Source organism: Ruegeria sp. SCSIO 43209 (genome assembly GCF_019904295.1).
In the GTDB taxonomy this organism is placed as follows: Bacteria; Pseudomonadota; Alphaproteobacteria; order Rhodobacterales; family Rhodobacteraceae; genus Ruegeria.
Genome location: NZ_CP065359.1, coordinates 2,045,068 through 2,062,698 on the forward strand (window position 1 = coordinate 2,045,068; position 17,631 = coordinate 2,062,698).

The window sequence follows — 17,631 nt, forward strand, 5'->3', positions numbered from 1 at the left end:
TTCAGTTATGAAGTCAATGTGAGATATCAGCACCCGACTGAGTCACAATCGCAACATTCAGGTGCGAAATATTGTTTCACAAATTGATTAGTGTGAGAAACTTTGTCACCCTATTTGTGTGGGGGACACATTTTAAGAGTTTAAGGGCGGAGGCACGCTCATGGGTATTCAAGAACATATGGAAGGTACGGGCCCGATTACTGCCCGTTCAGCAGCAACAGAACTGGATTGCGAAAGCGCCGCATTGTTGCGGGCAGCGATCAGGCCAGTTTTCACAAGCGCAGCAAGCTGGGCCGGGTTGGCCGACATACTGCGGGACAAAGGCTATCGCCTTGCTTTCCGGCAGGGGCGGCTGTGCATCACGGATCGCACCACTGACGAACGCGTCTGTGGATTGCGGTTTCTGGGCTTCGAACTGGCGGAACTTGTACGCCGCTTTGGTCGCCCGATCGTGGTCGCACGCGGCAGCGAAGCGGACGGCGATTTCCTGACCGCACGTCCGACCTCAGCTTCCTGAGCTAAACCGCCGAACGTTGCACCGCCTTGTTCAGGCGATGCCCTCATAGATTTCTGCGATCTTGGTGACGGCCGCTTCGGGGCTGAGTTCCTCACTTTCGCCGGTACGGCGGCTGGTGAGTTCGACCACACCGTTCTTCAGACCACGCGGGCCCACTGTGATGCGCCACGGCAGACCGATCAGGTCCATGGTGGCAAACTTGCCCCCTGCCCGTTCATTCCGATCATCATAAAGCGGCTCAAGCCCCAGCGCAGTCAACGCGCTGTAGAGTTTATCGCACGCCGCGTCCGCCTCTTCATCACCTTGCTTCAAGTTCACAATGCCGCAATGGAATGGAGTCACGCCTTCGGGCCAAATGATGCCCTTATCGTCATGGCTGGCTTCGATGATCGCACCGATCAGGCGGCTAACGCCGATGCCGTGGCTGCCCATATGCACCGGAACCGGCTTGCCATCCGGGCCTTGCACAGTCGCTCCAAGAGCTTCGGAATACTGGGTGCCAAAATAAAAGATCTGCCCCACTTCGATACCACGCGCCACGCGGCGGCGGTTTTCGGGGATTTGGTCAAACAGGGCTTCGTCGTGGGTTTCGTCCGTGCGGGCGTATTTAGAGGTGAACTCTTCGAGGATCGCCTGACACTGTTCGCGGCTATCATAGTCGATCTCACGATCGCCGAAGGTCAGATCGGTGACCGCGCTGTCATAAAAGACCTCGGACTCGCCGGTATCGGCCAGTACGAGGAACTCATGCGTGTAGTCACCGCCGATAGGTCCAGAATCAGCGCGCATCGGGATGGCCTGCAGACCCATCCGCTCATAAGTACGCAGATAACTGACCAAGTGGCGGTTATAGGCGTGCAGCGCGTCTTCTTTGGTCAGATCGAAATTGTATCCGTCCTTCATGTAGAACTCGCGCCCCCGCATCACGCCGAAACGTGGGCGGATTTCATCGCGGAACTTCCACTGAATCTGATAGAGCGTCAGCGGCAGGTCTTTGTAGCTGCTCACGTGGCCGCGGAAGATGTCGGTCACCAGTTCCTCGGCGGTTGGCGTGTACAGCATATCGCGACCGTGGCGGTCCTGCATGCGAAGCATTTCCTGGCCATAATCGTCATAACGACCGGATTCGCGCCACAGGTCGGCTGATTGCAGAATCGGCATCTGGATCGCGATGTGCCCAGCCCGCGCCTGCTCTTCATGCACAATGTTCTCCAGCTTGCGCAGAACTTTGAAGCCCAATGGCAACCAGGAATAAATCCCGGCGGCGGCCTGTTTGATCATCCCGGCACGCAGCATCAGCCGGTGGCTGACGATCTGAGCCTCCGAGGGGTTTTCCTTGAGAACGGGCAGAAAGTAACGGCTGAGGCGCATAACGTAACCTTACGGGTGAGAATTTCGCTGCAAGGTGATTATTCCAAAGCCTAGCCGGGGGCAATCGCACATCGGTGTTTTGCGACCCATGCGCAGTCGGTTTTTTGATTGACCCGAGCGTTGGGGTTTTCAATGTTGGCGCAAACGTTAAACCGCGAGGCAGCAATGCAAACAATCACCGAACCCGCCCGCCAGATCCCCGTTGTTCACCAGACCGACGTATTGGTTGTCGGCTCGGGCCCCGCTGGATTGTCAGCAGCGCTGGCTGCCGCACGCGCTGGGGCCGAAGTTTCCTTGATGGATAGATTCGGTTGCATGGGTGGGAATATTACGGCAGTCGGCGTCGAAGGCTTTGCCTGGTATCGCCACGAACAAACTGTCGAGGCCGGTGGCATCGGCATGGAGTTCGAAACCCGCGCCAAAGAGATGGGTGCAGCGGTGCCTGAAAGCCAATCGCTCAGCTACGAACTCGACAGCGAGGGCTTCAAACTGGTGGCCGACAAGCTGGTTGAAGAGGCTGGCGTCCATCCGATGTTGCACCGGCAATTCGTCGCCCCGATCATGGAGGGGGATCGCATCACTGGGGTGATTACCGAATCCAAAGCGGGGCGTGAGGCGATCTTGGCCAAGGTTGTCATCGACGCCACAGGGGATGCAGATGTAGCGCATCGCGCGGGCGCCCCGACCCACAAGACGCCACGCGAGGACATGATGGCGGCCTCAGTGATGTTCCATCTGGCCGGTGTCGACAAACGGGCCTTTATTGAAGGTGTCAAAGCCGACCCGCAGACCTACAAAGACTGGGGTGGCGGTGGCGAATGGAATATCGAAACCTCGGGCAAAGAGGACGACATGTTCTCGCCCTTCGTCAAGAAACCCTTCCAGCAGGCGATTGATGAGGGCCTGATACCGGCTCATTTGAACACGATCGCGGGGACCTGGGGGGCGATGCACGATACCGGAGAACTGACCTATATGAACCTGATTCATATGGACCAGATCGATGGAACCGACCCCGAAAGCCTGACCTTTGGTGAAATCGAAGGCCGCCGACAGGCGATGCTGGCCATTGATGCCCTCCGCCGTTTCATGCCGGGGTGCGAAAACGCACGTCTACGCAATTTCGGAATGACCATCGGCATTCGGGATACGCGCAAGATCGATGCCGTCTACAACATGACCGAAACCGATGCCCGACATCAGGGCCGGTTCGAGGATTCCATCGGTATCTACCCTGAATTCATCGATGGCTACGGCATTCTGATCTTGCCGACCACGGGGCGATATATGCAGATTCCGTATCGCTCGATGCTGCCCAAAGGGATCAAGGGCCTGTTGGTTGCGGGCAGGTCCCATGGCGCGGATCGGGTCGCTCACGCCGCGACGCGCAACATGTCCTGCTGCGCGGTGATGGGTCAGGGCGCAGGGATCGCTGCGGCGTTATCCTTGAAAAGCAATCAAGATCTCGACAGCATGAACCTTGTTCCTGTGCATCAGGAACTGGAACGACAAGGCGTGAGAATTACCTAATGGAGCATATTCCGACCATAGATATCAGCCCGCTGACTGATCCTTCTAGTCCGCTGTATCAAGCAACGGTCGCGCAGATCATGGATGCCTGCACCAGTATCGGGTTTCTGTCGATCACAGGAACAGGCATCGCGCCTGAGCACATCGAGCAGGTGCGCGAGTGTGTCAGTGCGATCTTTGATATCGACGAGGCCCGAAAATGGGATCAGGCCATCACCCGCGAAAACTATCGTGGGTACATTCCGATGGGGTTCTTCACGCCCAATGACGGCTCGGGCGCGGCGGATAAGTACGAAGGGTACAAGCTGCATTTCGAAGCAGCCGAAGATGCGCCGATCCGGGTTGAATGCGCACTTTACGGCCCGAATATCTGGCCCCGAGAAGTGCCCCAGGCCCGCGCGGTAATACTGGATTACTGGCTACAGCTTGATGGCGTAACAGATCTTTTGCTGGGTGCATTGGAAGTGGGGTTAAAAATCCCGCCCAACACACTACGCGACGCCTTCCGCGACCCGATGACCAACATGACCCTGCTACACTATCCGCCACAATCCCCGGATGAGCGTGGCTATGGAATTCATCCGCATAAGGACACCGACGCACTGACAATAATCGCTCCCGATCCGGTCGGAGGACTTGAGGTGCAGACCCGCACCGGCGGCTGGATCACACCGGACTGCCCGCCCGGCGGCTTCGTGGTCAATATCGGCGACATGCTGGAACTGTGGTCGGGCGGGCGGTTGAAATCGACCCCGCATCGCGTGGTTAATCGATCCGGGCGTGAACGCTATTCCTTCCCTTATTTCGCCGTTCCGCGCCACGATGTGGTGGTTGCGCCACTGCTGCCTGCCCTGCCCGGCTTTGATCGCCCGAAGGTACATTGCGGACACTGGTCGGCGGAAATCTGGCGCACCAACTGGCCTGATGAAATGGCCACAGGTGAGACACCGGAACTGGGTACTCTGACAGACTAGGGTATAAAAATCGCTCGCCATGAACCGCTTGCATCGCCGGGCGTCATGGGCCAAGAACACGGCAATGCTGTGCAAACGAGGGATTGCGCCATGGCCTTGCCGGTGAAGGATCAGCTTAGATACTGGGGCATTGCCGCCGCTGTTTTCGTGCTGCTTTTGTACCTGTTGGGCGATGTCTTGCTGCCCTTTGTGATCGGTGGTGCGATTGCATATTTCCTTGATCCCGTTGCGGACCGCCTGGAAACACTCGGCCTTTCGCGCATGGCTGCGACCGGGATCATTACCGTTGTCGGCGTGTTTGGTTTTGTTTTGATGATTCTTATGGTTGTGCCCGCGTTGATCACACAGCTACTGGATCTGATTGATGTTTTGCCAAGCCTTTTTAAAGAACTGCGCGCCTTTATTGAGAAACAATTCCCGGCTTTGCTCGATCGCGAATCAAATACCCACCAGATGCTGGTGTCATTTGGCGAGACGCTGAAATCAAAAACCGGCGATGTGCTGCAAACCGTTCTGGCCTCATTGGGTTCAGCGATAAATGTTGTCGTCCTGTTGGTTATCGTACCGGTTGTCGCGGTTTATCTGCTGATGGATTGGGATCGCATGATCACCCGGATCGGAGAGCTCTTGCCCCGTGATCACGCCCCCACGATCAAACGACTTGCTGGTGAAATCGACGCCGTTCTTGCCTCATTCGTGCGTGGAATGGGTACCGTCTGCCTGATCCTCGGCACCTACTATGCTGTCGCATTGATGCTGGTCGGTCTGCAATTCGGCCTGATCGTCGGCTTCATTGCAGGGCTGGTAACCTTCATCCCCTATTTGGGCGCCCTGATCGGAGGCACCCTGGCCATAGGCCTGGCCCTGTTTCAGTTCTGGGGGGATTGGGCACATATCGGTTTGGTCGCCGGTATTTTTGCTATCGGACAGGTGACCGAGGGCAACTTCCTGACGCCCAAACTTGTCGGTAGTTCGGTGGGCCTGCACCCGGTCTGGCTGCTGCTGGCCTTGTCGGTCTTCGGCGCGCTGTTCGGCTTCGTCGGAATGCTGATCGCAGTACCTGTAGCGGCTGCCTTGGGTGTGCTGGCACGGTTTGCGACCGAGCAGTATCTGCACAGCCGCCTATATACCGGGCTTGAAGGGCTCAATCAGGAAGACGAATAAATGGCCATGCAGCTCAGCTTTGATCTGCCGTCCAAGACTGCCTTGGGCCGCGAAGACTTTTTCGTCTCGCCTGCTAATGCGCTAGCTGTTGCGATGATCTCTGCCACCTCATGGCCTGGCAACAAACTGGTGCTGAGCGGCCCTGCAGGATCGGGCAAGACCCATCTGGCGCATGTCTGGGCCGGCGAGACCGGCGGTCGAATCGTACAAGCCGCCGCGCTTCGATATGACGACGTGCCGGACCTGGCGCGCGGTCCGGTGGCGGTCGAAGATGTGCCAGTAATCGCGGCGGACGTCGAGCAGCAGAAAACTCTGTTCCATTTGCACAATCTGGTTCTGGCCGAGGGCCACGCCTTGCTGATGACCGGGCGCACGACGCCGAAACTGTGGCATCTGCCGCTGGCCGATCTGCAAAGCCGGGCCGAAGGTGCGCATCATGTGTCGCTTGAAGGACCGGACGATGCGTTGCTGGGCGCAGTGCTGGCGAAGCTATTCACCGACCGGCAGCTCAATCCGGGGCCTGATGTCATAGCCTATCTGGTCAAGCACATGAATCGCAGCTTTGAAACCGCCGCCCGCGTCGTCGAACAGCTGGACGAAATTGCGCTGACCGAAAAACGCGACATCACCCGTGCGCTGGCGGTGCGTCTATTGAACACAGAAGCCGAACAATCGGATGCCTGCAATTGACCGGACAAGGGTGATCTCGCATCCTGTCGCGCAAAAGACCTGGGGACACCATGACCAAGATTGCCGAGACTGATTTCCCGGATCACGGGCTGTTCGGAAGGCCGCTGTTCGAAGATCCGGGCGCCCGTGCACTTTCCCGGGTCGGGGTTGTCGATATCGGATCGAACTCGGTCCGGATGGTGATTTTTGACGGCGCGGCGCGCTCACCGGCCTATTTCTACAATGAAAAGGTGATGTGCGAACTGGGCGCCGGCCTGTCAGAGACCGGCCGACTGAACCCTGAAGGTCGCAAACGGGCGCTGGCTGCCTTGCACAGGTTTCAGCATCTTGCCAGAGACCTCGGCCTGCCCGCCCTGCACGCGGTCGCCACCGCTGCGGTGCGCGAGGCCAGCGATGGACCGGATTTCTGCGCGCAGGCAAAAGCCGAAACCGGCCTGATCATCAACGTTGTCGATGGCGAGGAAGAAGCACGGCTCTCAGCTCAGGGCGTGCTGCTGGGTTGGCCCGGAGCTTATGGGCTGATCTGCGACATCGGTGGCTCGTCCGTCGAACTCGCTGAGATCGGAGGCGGCAAGGTCGGACGTCGCATGACTTCGCCCCTGGGGCCGCTCAAGCTGCGCGATATCAAAGGCGGTCGCCGGGCGCGTAAGGAGCATATCAAGAAGACGCTGGAAGAGATGCGCGACCGGATGGGCCCTCAACGTGATCGGCTGTTTCTGGTCGGCGGCAGTTGGCGCGCCTTCGCACGTCTGGACATGTTGCGCCGAGGCTATCCGCTGAACGTGCTGCACGAATACCGCATGACACAAAGTCAGGTACGCGAGACCATCAAGTTCATCGAACAGAATGATCCTGATGAATTGCGCGCATTGGCCGGTGTGTCGGGATCGCGTATGGCATTGATCCCCTATGCAATGGATGTGCTTTCACGCCTGATCCGCACGTTCAAACCAAAGGACATCGCGATTTCAAGCTACGGCATCCGCGAAGGATTGCTGTATGAACAGATGCCGCAACGCCTGCGCGACCGGGATCCTTTGATCGAAGCCTGCCGGTTTGCCGAAGCGAAAGACGCGCGCTTGCCCGGTTTCGGCAAACACCTGTTCGATTTTGTCATGCCCTTGTTCCGTTCGGCGCCGGAACCGATGCTGCGCCTGATCAAGGCAGCTTGTCTGCTGCACGACGTCAGTTGGCGTGCGCATCCAGATTACCGGGCCGAGGCTTGTTTCGAATATGTCACCCGCGCCAACATGAGCGGGATCAAACATTCCGAGCGGATCTTTATCGGGCTCGCTTTGCAACACCGATATCGCAACAAACGTGAAGGGAGCCGCTTTACCGAGCTTTACGAACTGCTCGAAGAACGCGGCCAAGAACAGGCCGAAATCCTAGGCAAAGCACTACGGTTCGGAGCGATGCTTTGGATGCAGCACGACGCAGCCATGGGCAAGATGCGTTACTATCCCAAAAAACAAAAGCTCGAACTGCGTCTGCCCAAATCGGCAGGCGCATTGTTCAACGAAGTCGCCGAGGCCCGTTTTAACTCGTTGGCCGGCGCGCTGAAATCAGAACCCAAAGTGATCATTCGCGGATAATCAGATATCGGTATAACCGTTAGAAGTCTCTTCTTCCGGCACAACTTCTTCGGGCTGATCTTTGGGCTTCTTGCGGATGATAATGTCGCCGTTTGGTAACATCTCGGGCGATTCATACGCGCTCCAATCCTGCACCTGAGCAGCCAACTCAGCCAGCGCCGGACCCATTTCCCGCATGAAAGACTGCAAAGCCGGACCAAATTGGTCCGCAAATCCACGCAGGTCTTCGATCGTGGGCTCCATCTCTTGCCGCAAGCCTTCCAGAAACAACTCGGCACCCCGCTCCATCAGCGACTTACCCGAATCGTCCTGTGCTTGGGCAGGCAGGGCCAAGGCGGTACAAATAGCGCTGATCAGCATGAGACGTAGCATAGCTTGAATATAAGCGAGCGTGCCGAGTGTTGAAAGGTCAGAGGTCGATATCCAACGTCACCGGGAAGTGGTCGGATGCGGTTAGCAAGGCATCCCTCAGCTCGGGGTTGCCCCAGCAGGCGGCATCGCGAAACGGATGCCAGATGCGCCAGTTCGGGTGGTGGGCGCGCAAATCCTCGCTAATCATGATGTAGTCCAACAACGCCTCAAGATACCGTCCCTCATTCGGCCGCGCAAATCGTGCAGTTGCTGGGACGGAACCGGGGCGCAGTTCCAATGCCCGTGCCGCATGAGGATCATAGAGCCCCGCCTGCAACAATATCTCGACCGACGATCGACCGAAGAGGTGTTCGAACTCATCCAGTCCGGGTCCGTCATTGAGATCGCCCAGCAAAATCACCGGCTCTTGCTCCGTCAAATGATGTCGGACCCGTCGACCCAGCCATACCGCCTGCGCCAACTGCTTACGGCGATTGGCAATCGAAATTCGTATCATCTCATCCCGCGATGCAGCGCCATGGGGCGCTTTGGACTTCAGATGCGCCCCGATCAGTCGAAACTCCTGCCCTGAGGTTGTTTGGATCGCCAATTCCATCGGAGGCTTTGAAAACCGCACAAGATCCTCGGTCGCATCCACATCCAGGTCGATCCGGAACTCGGCATCGAAACGCGGCGCGTTCTCGGCCTCCCTTGCGTCGTGTTTGGCTGTAAGAATTTCGGGATCATAAAGCAGGGCCAATTCCTGATGTGTATCATTGGGAAATCCCATGATTGCATGGCTTGTACGCAGACCGAACGCCTCGGCAAATCGCTGCAAGGCACGGACGGTATTCTGAGACTTGCCTGTGTTGGGGGCTTCGACGATCAGCATCGCATCGGCATCGATCGCCGTCAGCACCTTTGCGATCGCCTCAACCTGCCGGGCCTTGGTCACATCGTGACGCCCTGACCAGCTGCCATCGACAATCAGGCTGTCATTGCGATCAAACAGGTTGGCGAACCATTCGATATTGTAGGTCGCCAACCGCACGGATCAGACCCGAGCGCCGTTGATTTCATCCCAGGCGCGGTTGATGTCGATCATCTTTTTCTCGGCCAGCCGCACCGCCTCTTCCGGAACGCCGCGTGCCAGCATCGCATCGGGGTGAGTTTCTCGCACCAGTTGCCGCCAAACCTTGCGAATTTCGGTCAGAGGAGCGTCGCGGGGAACGCCCAGAACCGTATAGGGGTCTTTCGGCGCATCCGGTACGAAACGCGCGCGCAGGGCCATGAACTGAGCGTCGGTCTGGCCGAAAATGCGGCTGACTTCTTCCAAAAACTCGTTTTCGTTCGGATGGTAGAACCCGTCCGCCATAGCAATGTGAAACAGCCCTTCCATCAAATCGCACAGGGTGGTGCTATCTTCGGCGAACATGCGGGCAATCCGGCGGGCATAGTCCTGATATCCAGCAACGTCTGTCCGTGCCATGTCAAAGACCTTGGCCGCCCCGTCTTCATCTTCGGGCGCGATCTGAAACACTTCACGGAAAGCCGTCACCTCATCCCGCGTCACCTGACCGTCGGCCTTGGCCATCTTGGCGCCAAGCGCCACGACAGCAATCGCAAAGGCCACCGAACGTTCTGGCGGCGTGCGCAGTTTCTCAAACACCGCAGTCAGGCTTTCGCCCTGGGCAAGCGCGTTCAGCGCGTCGGCTATTCTGGACCAGATCGACATGGGCGCACCCTAGCGTGCCTTGTCACGACTGTCAGGTGCGACAGATGACTGCGGGCCGAGTATTTTCTGCATCAGGACAAGATCCAGCCGCTGCCCCCATTTGAACCCCACTTCAGGCATGCGTCCCACCTGCTTGAAGCCAATTGCCTTATGGAAGGCGATGGCTGCGGGGTTGGCCGATGAAATGCCCGCCACCAAGACATGCACGTTATCCTCCCGCGCGATGGCTTCAAGAGCCTCCATCAACGAACGGCCAACATGCTGGCCTCTGGCTTCGGGTGCCAACTGTATCGAATGTTCGCGGCACTGCGCATATCCCGGTCCCGAGCGGAAGGCGCCATAGGTCGCAAACCCCTCGACGGCACCACTGCGCTCGGCGATGAGAAAAGCAGGGCCTTTGGTTTCGATCTCTGCGGCCACGCTTTCTACGCTGCGTTCATCGTTGGTGAACGTGATAAGCGTATCTCTGATGATCGCGTTTGCGATCGCCCTAATCGCAGGTGCATCTTGGGTTCTGGCCTGCCGGATGTTCATTCCAGCACGCGCAACCCGTGCGGTGTTTCGAATTCAGCGCGCAATGCAGCCGGGCCGCTGTCAAACGCGACATTCTCCAACGCCCCCAAACCTTTGGCTAAGTCGATTGCATCCGGATGGCACACTATAAGGCGGCGTAACCGGCAGCCACTGTCCTGAAGCATTTGCGCCGGATGCAGATCACCCTGCCACTCGATAAGCGCCGGAAAGAGGTTGTCAAATGGCAGACGTCCACTTGGGGGGACTGCCATACGCCAGCGCAGCGCGCCTCGGTTCAGATCGATAGGTTGTCCGACGCCGTCAGGGAAAACGGTCAGTGACGCTTCGATATCCGGAACCCGGCAAATCCAGTTGGTCAGGCGGGGTGATCCGGTGAACCGGTCCAGATCGAACCAGCGCGTCCTTTGCGGTTTGGAGGCTTCGGGGTCGATCGCAATCGCCTCCAGATAGAGCCCATCCCGCAAGCCCAAAAGTCGATTATACGTCCCGAATTTTTCATGCTTGCCGCCGTCCTGAAGCCGTACGCCCAGCGCCTGTTCGATATGGTCAGAAGCTTCTTCAAGCGTTTCGCCCGCAACAGCCAGATGATCCAGTAACATGAAGACGCCTCCTGATGACAAACGATCAGACCATTTGGGTCTGGTCGCATGTTTTCCGCAAAGGGGCGAAATCACAAGATTTTTCGTACGAAAAATCTTGGCGCCGGCGTCAGGTTTTGGCTTCGCCGATCAAACGCAAGATGTCTTGTGCCGCTTCAGGGATGTTCGTTCCCGGACCAAAGATCGCCTTCACACCGTGATCGTAAAGGAACTGGTAATCCTGTTGCGGAATGACCCCACCGCAGATGACTATGATGTCCTCAGCCCCCGCCTTTTTCAGTTCCTCAACCAACTGAGGCGCCAATGTCTTATGCCCCGCAGCCTGCGAAGAGATCCCAATCACATGCACATCATTGTCCACCGCGTCCTGTGCGGCTTCTGCAGGCGTCTGGAACAGAGGGCCGACATCCACATCAAACCCGATATCGGCAAAGGCAGTGGCAATCACCTTGGCCCCTCGATCGTGGCCGTCCTGCCCCATCTTGACCACCAGCAGACGCGGGCGACGCCCCTCGGCCTTGGCGAATTCTTCTATGGAATTCTGAATCGCGGCAAAACCTTCGTCACCCTCGTAGGCCGCACCGTAAACACCGGCCAGGGTCTTCACTTCGGCACGGTGGCGACCGAACTCTTTCTCCATTGCCATGCTGATCTCTCCTACGGATGCGCGGGCTCGGGCGGCCTCGACGGCGGCGGCAAGCAGGTTGCCTCCCTCGCGGGCGGTTCTTGTCAGGGCGTCCAGCGCCTGTTGGCAAGCCGCCTCGTCGCGCGTTGCACGGATACGCTCCAGCCGCGCGACCTGAGCTTCACGCACGGCCACGTTATCGACGTCCAGAATATCGATCGGGTCTTCTTGCTCTTTGCGATACTTGTTGACCCCAACGATAACCTCTTCGCCCCGGTCGATCATGGCCTGACGGCGCGCAGCGCTTTCCTCGATCCGCAGCTTGGGCATGCCACTAGCAACGGCCTTGGTCATACCGCCCATTTCCTCGACCTCTTCCATTAGAGCCCAGGCTTTTTCGACCAGCTCGTTGGTCAGGCTTTCGACGTAGTAAGAGCCCGCCAGCGGATCGACCACATCGGTCACGCCGGTTTCCTCTTGCAACACCAGCTGCGTGTTTCGCGCGATACGTGCCGAGAAATCGGTTGGCAGCGCGATCGCCTCGTCCAGTGCGTTGGTATGCAGTGACTGTGTGCCGCCCAGAACCGCGCTCATGGCCTCATAGGCGGTGCGGACCACGTTGTTATAGGGGTCCTGTTCCTGCAGCGACACGCCCGAGGTCTGGCAATGAGTTCGTAGCATTTTCGACCGTTCGGATTTCGCCCCGAACTCGGTCATTACCCGATGCCAAAGGGTGCGCGCGGCGCGCAGTTTCGCGATCTCCATGAAGAAATTCATGCCGATGGCAAAGAAGAACGACAGACGACCCGCGAACTGATCCACGTCCATGCCTGATTCCGTCGCGGCGCGCACATATTCGCGCCCGTCGGCCAGCGTATAAGCCAGTTCCTGCACCAGGTTCGCCCCGGCCTCTTGCATGTGATAGCCCGAGATCGAGATCGAGTTGAACTTGGGCATCTCATTCGAAGTGTAATCGATGATGTCCGAGATGATCTTCATCGAAGGCTCGGGCGGGTAGATATAGGTGTTACGCACCATAAACTCTTTCAGAATGTCGTTCTGAATGGTGCCCGAGAGCACGGCCTTGTCATGCCCCTGCTCTTCACCTGCAACGATGAAGCTGGCCAGAACCGGGATCACTGCCCCGTTCATCGTCATTGAGACTGAAACCTTGTCCAGCGGGATACCGTCGAACAGGATTTTCATATCCTCAACGCTGTCGATGGCCACACCGGCTTTGCCGACATCGCCCACCACACGGGGATGGTCACTGTCATAACCCCGGTGAGTCGCCAGATCGAAGGCGACCGAGACACCTTGCTGGCCGGCCGCCAGATTGCGGCGGTAAAATGCATTCGATTCTTCAGCCGTCGAGAAGCCTGCATATTGACGGATCGTCCAAGGGCGCCCTGCATACATCGTCGCCTTTACGCCGCGCGTAAACGGACCGAAGCCCGGAAGCGAGCCCATATGCGGCAGATCAGCCGTGTCTTCCTGAGTGTAAAGCGGTTTGACTTCGATGCCTTCCAGCGTCTCTTTGGTCAGATCGCCCAAAGGTCGGCCGCGCAGCTCTTTTTCAGCCAGCACCTGCCAGTCGTTGGTGTCGGTCATGTCGATTTCCTCTGTTCAATTCTGGTTTCGGCGGGGGCGACCCCGCGTGCATTGCTATCTGTCCGGCAGATCAGTTCAGCCCTCCCATCGGCGCCCGAGGCAAGCCATTCCAGATCATCGGCATAATCAGCCCAAAGCTGCATCGCCTGTTCAGCGGTCAGACCATGGGGCGTGGGTTTGGGCGCAGCATTCAACGCAAGGCCATCGCTGAATTCGGGCGCGGTGCGACCCGTCAGCGCCTGAAGCTGCGCCTGTTGATGACCCGCAAATTCCTCAAACGGCAAAACGAGTAATGGGACGCCCGGGAAGGCGTGGCTAATATCGGTGATGACGTCTCGCCAGCTCCGCTTGCTTTGCGCGATGCGGGTCCACTTTGTGGGCTCTATTGGGGCGCTGCCACGTTTGAACTTATAGGCGGCCACGGAAGACCAATACATATCCAACGCGCGGATATTCAAAGCAATTTTGGTGACTCTTCCATCAAATGCCCTTGCCAAAAGCTGCCCACGTTCCTGCATACCTGGATAGAGCGAGGCAAAGGCAATATTGCGCTTCATTGAGCCCACGAAATTCTCTTGGCTGACCAACAGTTGCGTCGCGCCGTCTTGCTGACATACGTCCAACTCGCGGCGTAATCCATCACAGACCTCAGGCGTCAATTTGTTCAAGCTGTTGAGGCCATTGGAGCGTGTTCGCTCCGGCCCCCAATACGCCAGACCTTGATCTGCAAGGACCTGCACGTTCCGGCTTAGATAGTTCTGGAAACTGGTGCTTGCACACCGATGCGCGCCACAATGCAGGATCACTTCCATCGGCCTACTCTCCCAACGCGAAGGCCGCGGGAACGGCGCGTTTTGTAGGCAAATTGATAAATACGCATGGGTGGGTGCGGCGTCCACGAAGCAAATTTTTGGTGATCACACGCATTTCGTCAGTCGCATTCGCCCCAGCAGAGGCTATATTCATCACAACAGGAGGCCTCATGACACGCACGCTTGCCTTTGTTTTCTCGGCACTATTCCCGTTGGCCGCCTTGGCCGCCGACGCGACTGCCCCTGCGGATGACAGCTTTGTTCGTCCAGTAGCTGACAGCGATCTAAGCGATTTTCTCTGGACGCATCGCCCGATCGTCGTTTTTGCCGATACCCCGGCAGACCCAAGATTCCAGCAACAGATTGACATGTTGCTCGAAGGCGAGGACGCAATGCGGGATCGCGACGTGATTGTCTTGACCGATACTGATCCGGCGGCGCGATCATCGATCCGATCAAAACTGCGACCGCGTGGTTTCCAGATGGTGTTTGTTGACAAGGATGGTGTCGTCAAACTGCGCAAACCCAGCCCATGGAGCGTGCGTGAGATTGGCCGATCCATTGACAAGACGCCTTTGCGCGAACGCGAAATCCGCGAACGACGTGAGGGCGGCTGAGCACCTGCGACATGCCTCAATATCCCGGCGGAAGCCGCTGGGAACCTTGAGAGATATGTCGCAGGTGTCCGCATCATCACTCGAACTCGATGATCACATCATCAACGGCCAGACTGTCGCCGGGGCCCGCGTTGATCTTGGAGACAACGCCTTTTTTCTCAGCGCGCAGGATGTTCTCCATCTTCATCGCCTCAACGGTACAAAGTGCCTGACCTTCCTGCACCTCCTGACCTACTTCCACATCAATCTTCACGATCAAGCCCGGCATTGGGCAGAGCAGCATTTTCGATGTATCAGGCGGCAGCTTCTCGGGCATCAGGCGGGCCAGTTCGGCCTGACGCGGGGTGCGCACATGTACCTTGAGGTCAGCCCCTCGGTTTCGGATACGGAACCCGCCCGATATCTTTCCAACCTTCAAGACCAACGGGCTGCCATCCACGTCCAACACCGCAAGTTGGTCACCCGGCGTCCAGTCAGAGGACACACGCAGAGCTGACCCGTCTTTGAATTTGACAGTCGCGCCCTGTTTGTCAGCCTTAACCTTGACGCTGAAATCCTGCCCTTGCAGAGCGACATTCCAACGTTTGCCGACCTTCCGTTCATGGTTGTCCATCCGGCCCGATACGCGGGTGCGACGGATTTCGGCAACCCGGTGCATGGCAGCGCACGAGGCTGCGATACGGCGCAAATCCTCTTCGGGAAGGTCGACGCCTTCGAACCCGTCCGGATACTCCTCGGCGATGAAAGCGGTCGTCATGTCACCACTTACAAATTTCGGGTGATCCATGACCGCTGACAGGAATGGCAAGTTGTGACCGATGCCTTCGACTTCGAAACTGTCCAGCGCCACGCGCATGGCTTCAATCGCCTGTTCGCGGGTCGGTGCCCAAGTACACAGCTTGGCGATCATCGGGTCGTAATACATGCTGATCTCGCCGCCCTCATAGACGCCGGTATCGTTACGCACAGCGCTATCCCCTTTAGGCGCATCACCTTGCCATTTGTCATTCACAAGCAGCGGGCCGGCTGCGACCTCCTGCGGCGGGCGATAACGGGTAAGGCGGCCAATCGAGGGCAAGAAGCCACGATACGGGTCCTCTGCATAAAGACGGTTTTCAATCGCCCAGCCTGTCAGGGTGACGTCATCCTGCGTGATCGACAGTTTTTCACCAGCGGCCACACGGATCATCTGTTCGACAAGATCGACACCAGTGATCAGTTCGGTCACCGGGTGTTCCACCTGCAGGCGGGTGTTCATTTCGAGGAAGTAGAAGTTCTTTTCGCCATCCACGATGAATTCCACCGTACCGGCACTGGCATAGTCCACCGCTTTGGCAAGCGCGACGGCCTGTTCGCCCATCGCCTTACGGGTTTCGGGGTCAAGAAAGGGCGATGGCGCCTCTTCCACAACTTTCTGGTTCCGGCGCTGGATCGAGCATTCGCGTTCCCCGAGAAAGATGCCATTGCCGTGACTGTCACAGAGCACCTGAATCTCGATATGGCGCGGCTGAGTCACGAATTTCTCGATGAAAATCCGGTCGTCGCCGAAGGAGTTCGCGGCCTCGTTCTTGGATGACTGGAAACCTTCCCGCGCCTCTTCGTCATTCCACGCAATCCGCATGCCCTTGCCACCGCCGCCTGCGCTGGCCTTGATCATCACCGGATAGCCAATGTCGTTCGAAATCTTCACCGCCTCATCGGCGTCTTCGATCAGGCCCATGTAACCGGGCACCGTCGAAACCCCGGCCTCCTGCGCGATCTTCTTCGAGGTGATCTTGTCCCCCATGCTTTCGATCGCACCGACCGGGGGGCCGACAAAGGCGACGCCTTCGGCATCCAGCGCCTCGGCGAATTTGGAGTTCTCGGACAGAAAGCCATAACCGGGGTGGACCGCCTGCGCGCCGCTTTTACGGATGGCATCCATCACCTTGTCGATGACGATGTATGACTGGTTGGCGGGCGGCGGGCCGATATGCACGGCCTCATCCGCCATTGAAACATGCAGGGCGTTCTTGTCAGCATCTGAATAGATGGCAACCGTGCCAATGCCCATCTTGCGGGCGGTCTTGATGACCCGGCAGGCAATCTCGCCCCGGTTTGCGATCAGGATCTTGTTGAACATGGAACGTCCTTTGGCTTGATGTTCTGGAAACGCAAAACGCCGCCGCGGGGCGTTGACCCCACGACGGCGTGATACGCAATGACGGACGGGACTTTTCCAGCCCCGTTAAATTCAGCTTTAGTTACAGTTGTTCTGGGTCTTGCAGTAAAGCACGTTGCCCGCAGCCCCAACTGCCGCCCCAAGCAGCGGATCTGCACTGAGGACCGCCGCCCCCAGAGCCCCCGCACCGCCGCCAAGGATCGCCTGTTCGCCGGTCGAGCCACCGCAGGCCGCCAAACCCGCGCAGGTTGCCAACGCAAGGGAAATTCGTTTGATTCGCATGGTTTCTGCCCTTCTAGATTTTTTGCAGTCTTTGAGAGCAGATGCCGATTTCGCGCCTTGTTATGCAATAACACGGACCTCAAACTTGCGAATTGCGCAGGTTTTTGCCGCTTTTTGTCCAATCCTGACAAAAAGAAAACCGCGGACAGAACTCTGTGGGGAACACAAGCCTGCCCGCGGAAGGAAGGGGTACGGAATAGTAGGTGCTTGTGCGACGCAGGCAAAGTAGAGCCGCACGGCCCAATCACTGTGCACAGCACAATTCTGGCCGCCAACCAGTTATTGTTTCCATCTGAGATTCCGGCTGAAACCTGCCCATCCAGCGCGGCACCACGCAGATTTGCGCCGACGTCGTAATCGCCCGGACAGCGACGACTACGTCTGAAATCCGTCACGTTCCTGTTACAAATCGAAGACTTGTAGCGAGGCAGTGCGCGAGGCACCTCACGCAACATCACTACAA

The 17,631-nt window shown here is 57.8% G+C and carries 17 protein-coding genes; 7 read left to right on the forward strand and 10 right to left on the reverse strand.

Translation table 11 applies throughout. The features are described from left to right. Positions 1 to 160 precede the first annotated feature (160 nt). Positions 161 to 517, forward strand: coding sequence for a hypothetical protein (locus I5192_RS10275; RefSeq protein ID WP_170563856.1), 357 nt, complete (start codon positions 161 to 163; stop codon positions 515 to 517). Positions 518 to 547: 30 nt separating this feature from the next. Here the strand turns inward: I5192_RS10275 and proS are convergent, their stop codons facing one another. Continuing rightward, complete coding sequence (gene proS, locus I5192_RS10280; RefSeq protein ID WP_170818770.1) at positions 548 to 1,888, reverse strand: proline--tRNA ligase; 1,341 nt, start codon at positions 1,886 to 1,888, stop codon at positions 548 to 550. 132 nt (positions 1,889 to 2,020) lie between these two features. Here proS and I5192_RS10285 point away from each other — a divergent pair, with 132 nt between their 5' ends. The 5 genes from I5192_RS10285 to I5192_RS10305 all read left to right on the forward strand — a co-directional run bounded on the left by I5192_RS10285 (position 2,021) and on the right by I5192_RS10305 (position 7,841). Next, entirely contained in the window at positions 2,021 to 3,418 is a 1,398-nt protein-coding gene (locus tag I5192_RS10285; RefSeq protein ID WP_223116796.1) for an FAD-dependent oxidoreductase, read from the forward strand. Further along, entirely contained in the window at positions 3,418 to 4,392 is a 975-nt protein-coding gene (locus I5192_RS10290) for an isopenicillin N synthase family oxygenase (RefSeq protein WP_170420768.1), read from the forward strand. Before I5192_RS10285 ends, I5192_RS10290 begins: the two co-directional genes overlap by 1 nt. Before the next feature lie 90 nt (positions 4,393 to 4,482). Further along, positions 4,483 to 5,556 carry an AI-2E family transporter gene (locus I5192_RS10295; protein ID WP_170392915.1) on the forward strand — a complete coding sequence of 358 codons (1,074 nt, stop codon included), beginning with the start codon at positions 4,483 to 4,485 and terminating at the stop codon, positions 5,554 to 5,556. Next, positions 5,557 to 6,246: a DnaA/Hda family protein gene (locus I5192_RS10300; RefSeq protein WP_170392125.1), complete on the forward strand. Its 690-nt coding sequence runs from the start codon at positions 5,557 to 5,559 to the stop codon at positions 6,244 to 6,246. A gap of 50 nt (positions 6,247 to 6,296) precedes the next feature. Next, a complete protein-coding gene (locus tag I5192_RS10305) occupies positions 6,297 to 7,841 on the forward strand; it encodes a Ppx/GppA family phosphatase (protein WP_170732939.1) in 1,545 nt (514 codons plus the stop codon). On the opposite strand, the gene I5192_RS10310 is transcribed toward I5192_RS10305, so the two are convergent. The 7 genes from I5192_RS10310 to I5192_RS10340 all read right to left on the reverse strand — a co-directional run bounded on the left by I5192_RS10310 (position 7,842) and on the right by I5192_RS10340 (position 14,108). Beyond that, positions 7,842 to 8,213 (reverse strand): hypothetical protein, encoded by a 372-nt coding sequence (locus I5192_RS10310; RefSeq protein ID WP_170512319.1) that lies wholly within the window; start codon positions 8,211 to 8,213, stop codon positions 7,842 to 7,844. A 37-nt stretch (positions 8,214 to 8,250) separates the two neighbouring features. Beyond that, on the reverse strand, positions 8,251 to 9,243 hold the full coding sequence (locus I5192_RS10315; RefSeq protein ID WP_170594704.1) for an endonuclease/exonuclease/phosphatase family protein: 993 nt from the start codon (positions 9,241 to 9,243) through the stop codon (positions 8,251 to 8,253). A gap of 3 nt (positions 9,244 to 9,246) precedes the next feature. Next, positions 9,247 to 9,927 carry a molecular chaperone DjiA gene (locus tag I5192_RS10320; RefSeq protein WP_170392133.1) on the reverse strand — a complete coding sequence of 227 codons (681 nt, stop codon included), beginning with the start codon at positions 9,925 to 9,927 and terminating at the stop codon, positions 9,247 to 9,249. Between the two features lie 9 nt (positions 9,928 to 9,936). Beyond that, positions 9,937 to 10,461: a GNAT family N-acetyltransferase gene (locus tag I5192_RS10325; protein ID WP_223116797.1), complete on the reverse strand. Its 525-nt coding sequence runs from the start codon at positions 10,459 to 10,461 to the stop codon at positions 9,937 to 9,939. Beyond that, positions 10,458 to 11,060 carry a VOC family protein gene (locus tag I5192_RS10330; protein WP_223116798.1) on the reverse strand — a complete coding sequence of 201 codons (603 nt, stop codon included), beginning with the start codon at positions 11,058 to 11,060 and terminating at the stop codon, positions 10,458 to 10,460. Before I5192_RS10330 ends, I5192_RS10325 begins: the two co-directional genes overlap by 4 nt. Before the next feature lie 109 nt (positions 11,061 to 11,169). Further along, on the reverse strand, positions 11,170 to 13,296 hold the full coding sequence (scpA, locus tag I5192_RS10335; protein ID WP_223116799.1) for a methylmalonyl-CoA mutase: 2,127 nt from the start codon (positions 13,294 to 13,296) through the stop codon (positions 11,170 to 11,172). Then, positions 13,293 to 14,108 carry a hypothetical protein gene (locus I5192_RS10340; RefSeq protein WP_223116800.1) on the reverse strand — a complete coding sequence of 272 codons (816 nt, stop codon included), beginning with the start codon at positions 14,106 to 14,108 and terminating at the stop codon, positions 13,293 to 13,295. Before I5192_RS10340 ends, scpA begins: the two co-directional genes overlap by 4 nt. 170 nt (positions 14,109 to 14,278) lie before the next feature. Between I5192_RS10340 and I5192_RS10345 the strand changes: the two genes are divergently transcribed. Next, positions 14,279 to 14,725, forward strand: a complete 447-nt coding sequence (locus tag I5192_RS10345) for a DUF4174 domain-containing protein (protein ID WP_170392143.1) — start codon at positions 14,279 to 14,281, stop codon at positions 14,723 to 14,725. Positions 14,726 to 14,801: 76 nt separating this feature from the next. Here I5192_RS10345 and I5192_RS10350 read toward each other — a convergent pair whose 3' ends face one another. Together I5192_RS10350 and I5192_RS10355 are read right to left on the reverse strand one after the other, a co-directional pair. Next, entirely contained in the window at positions 14,802 to 16,847 is a 2,046-nt protein-coding gene (locus I5192_RS10350; protein ID WP_223116801.1) for an acetyl/propionyl/methylcrotonyl-CoA carboxylase subunit alpha, read from the reverse strand. Between the two features lie 117 nt (positions 16,848 to 16,964). After that, complete coding sequence (locus I5192_RS10355) at positions 16,965 to 17,168, reverse strand: hypothetical protein (protein ID WP_170392147.1); 204 nt, start codon at positions 17,166 to 17,168, stop codon at positions 16,965 to 16,967. Between the last annotated feature and the right edge of the window lie 463 nt (positions 17,169 to 17,631).

Coding starts and splice junctions, on each gene's coding strand:
- I5192_RS10275 (WP_170563856.1), top strand. CDS start 161: ATGGGTATTCAAGAACATATGGAAGGTACGGGCCCGATTACTGCCCGT.
- proS (WP_170818770.1), bottom strand. CDS start 1,888: ATGCGCCTCAGCCGTTACTTTCTGCCCGTTCTCAAGGAAAACCCCTCG.
- I5192_RS10285 (WP_223116796.1), top strand. CDS start 2,021: ATGTTGGCGCAAACGTTAAACCGCGAGGCAGCAATGCAAACAATCACC.
- I5192_RS10290 (WP_170420768.1), top strand. CDS start 3,418: ATGGAGCATATTCCGACCATAGATATCAGCCCGCTGACTGATCCTTCT.
- I5192_RS10295 (WP_170392915.1), top strand. CDS start 4,483: ATGGCCTTGCCGGTGAAGGATCAGCTTAGATACTGGGGCATTGCCGCC.
- I5192_RS10300 (WP_170392125.1), top strand. CDS start 5,557: ATGGCCATGCAGCTCAGCTTTGATCTGCCGTCCAAGACTGCCTTGGGC.
- I5192_RS10305 (WP_170732939.1), top strand. CDS start 6,297: ATGACCAAGATTGCCGAGACTGATTTCCCGGATCACGGGCTGTTCGGA.
- I5192_RS10310 (WP_170512319.1), bottom strand. CDS start 8,213: ATGCTACGTCTCATGCTGATCAGCGCTATTTGTACCGCCTTGGCCCTG.
- I5192_RS10320 (WP_170392133.1), bottom strand. CDS start 9,927: ATGTCGATCTGGTCCAGAATAGCCGACGCGCTGAACGCGCTTGCCCAG.
- I5192_RS10325 (WP_223116797.1), bottom strand. CDS start 10,461: ATGAACATCCGGCAGGCCAGAACCCAAGATGCACCTGCGATTAGGGCG.
- I5192_RS10330 (WP_223116798.1), bottom strand. CDS start 11,060: ATGTTACTGGATCATCTGGCTGTTGCGGGCGAAACGCTTGAAGAAGCT.
- scpA (WP_223116799.1), bottom strand. CDS start 13,296: ATGACCGACACCAACGACTGGCAGGTGCTGGCTGAAAAAGAGCTGCGC.
- I5192_RS10340 (WP_223116800.1), bottom strand. CDS start 14,108: ATGGAAGTGATCCTGCATTGTGGCGCGCATCGGTGTGCAAGCACCAGT.
- I5192_RS10345 (WP_170392143.1), top strand. CDS start 14,279: ATGACACGCACGCTTGCCTTTGTTTTCTCGGCACTATTCCCGTTGGCC.
- I5192_RS10350 (WP_223116801.1), bottom strand. CDS start 16,847: ATGTTCAACAAGATCCTGATCGCAAACCGGGGCGAGATTGCCTGCCGG.
- I5192_RS10355 (WP_170392147.1), bottom strand. CDS start 17,168: ATGCGAATCAAACGAATTTCCCTTGCGTTGGCAACCTGCGCGGGTTTG.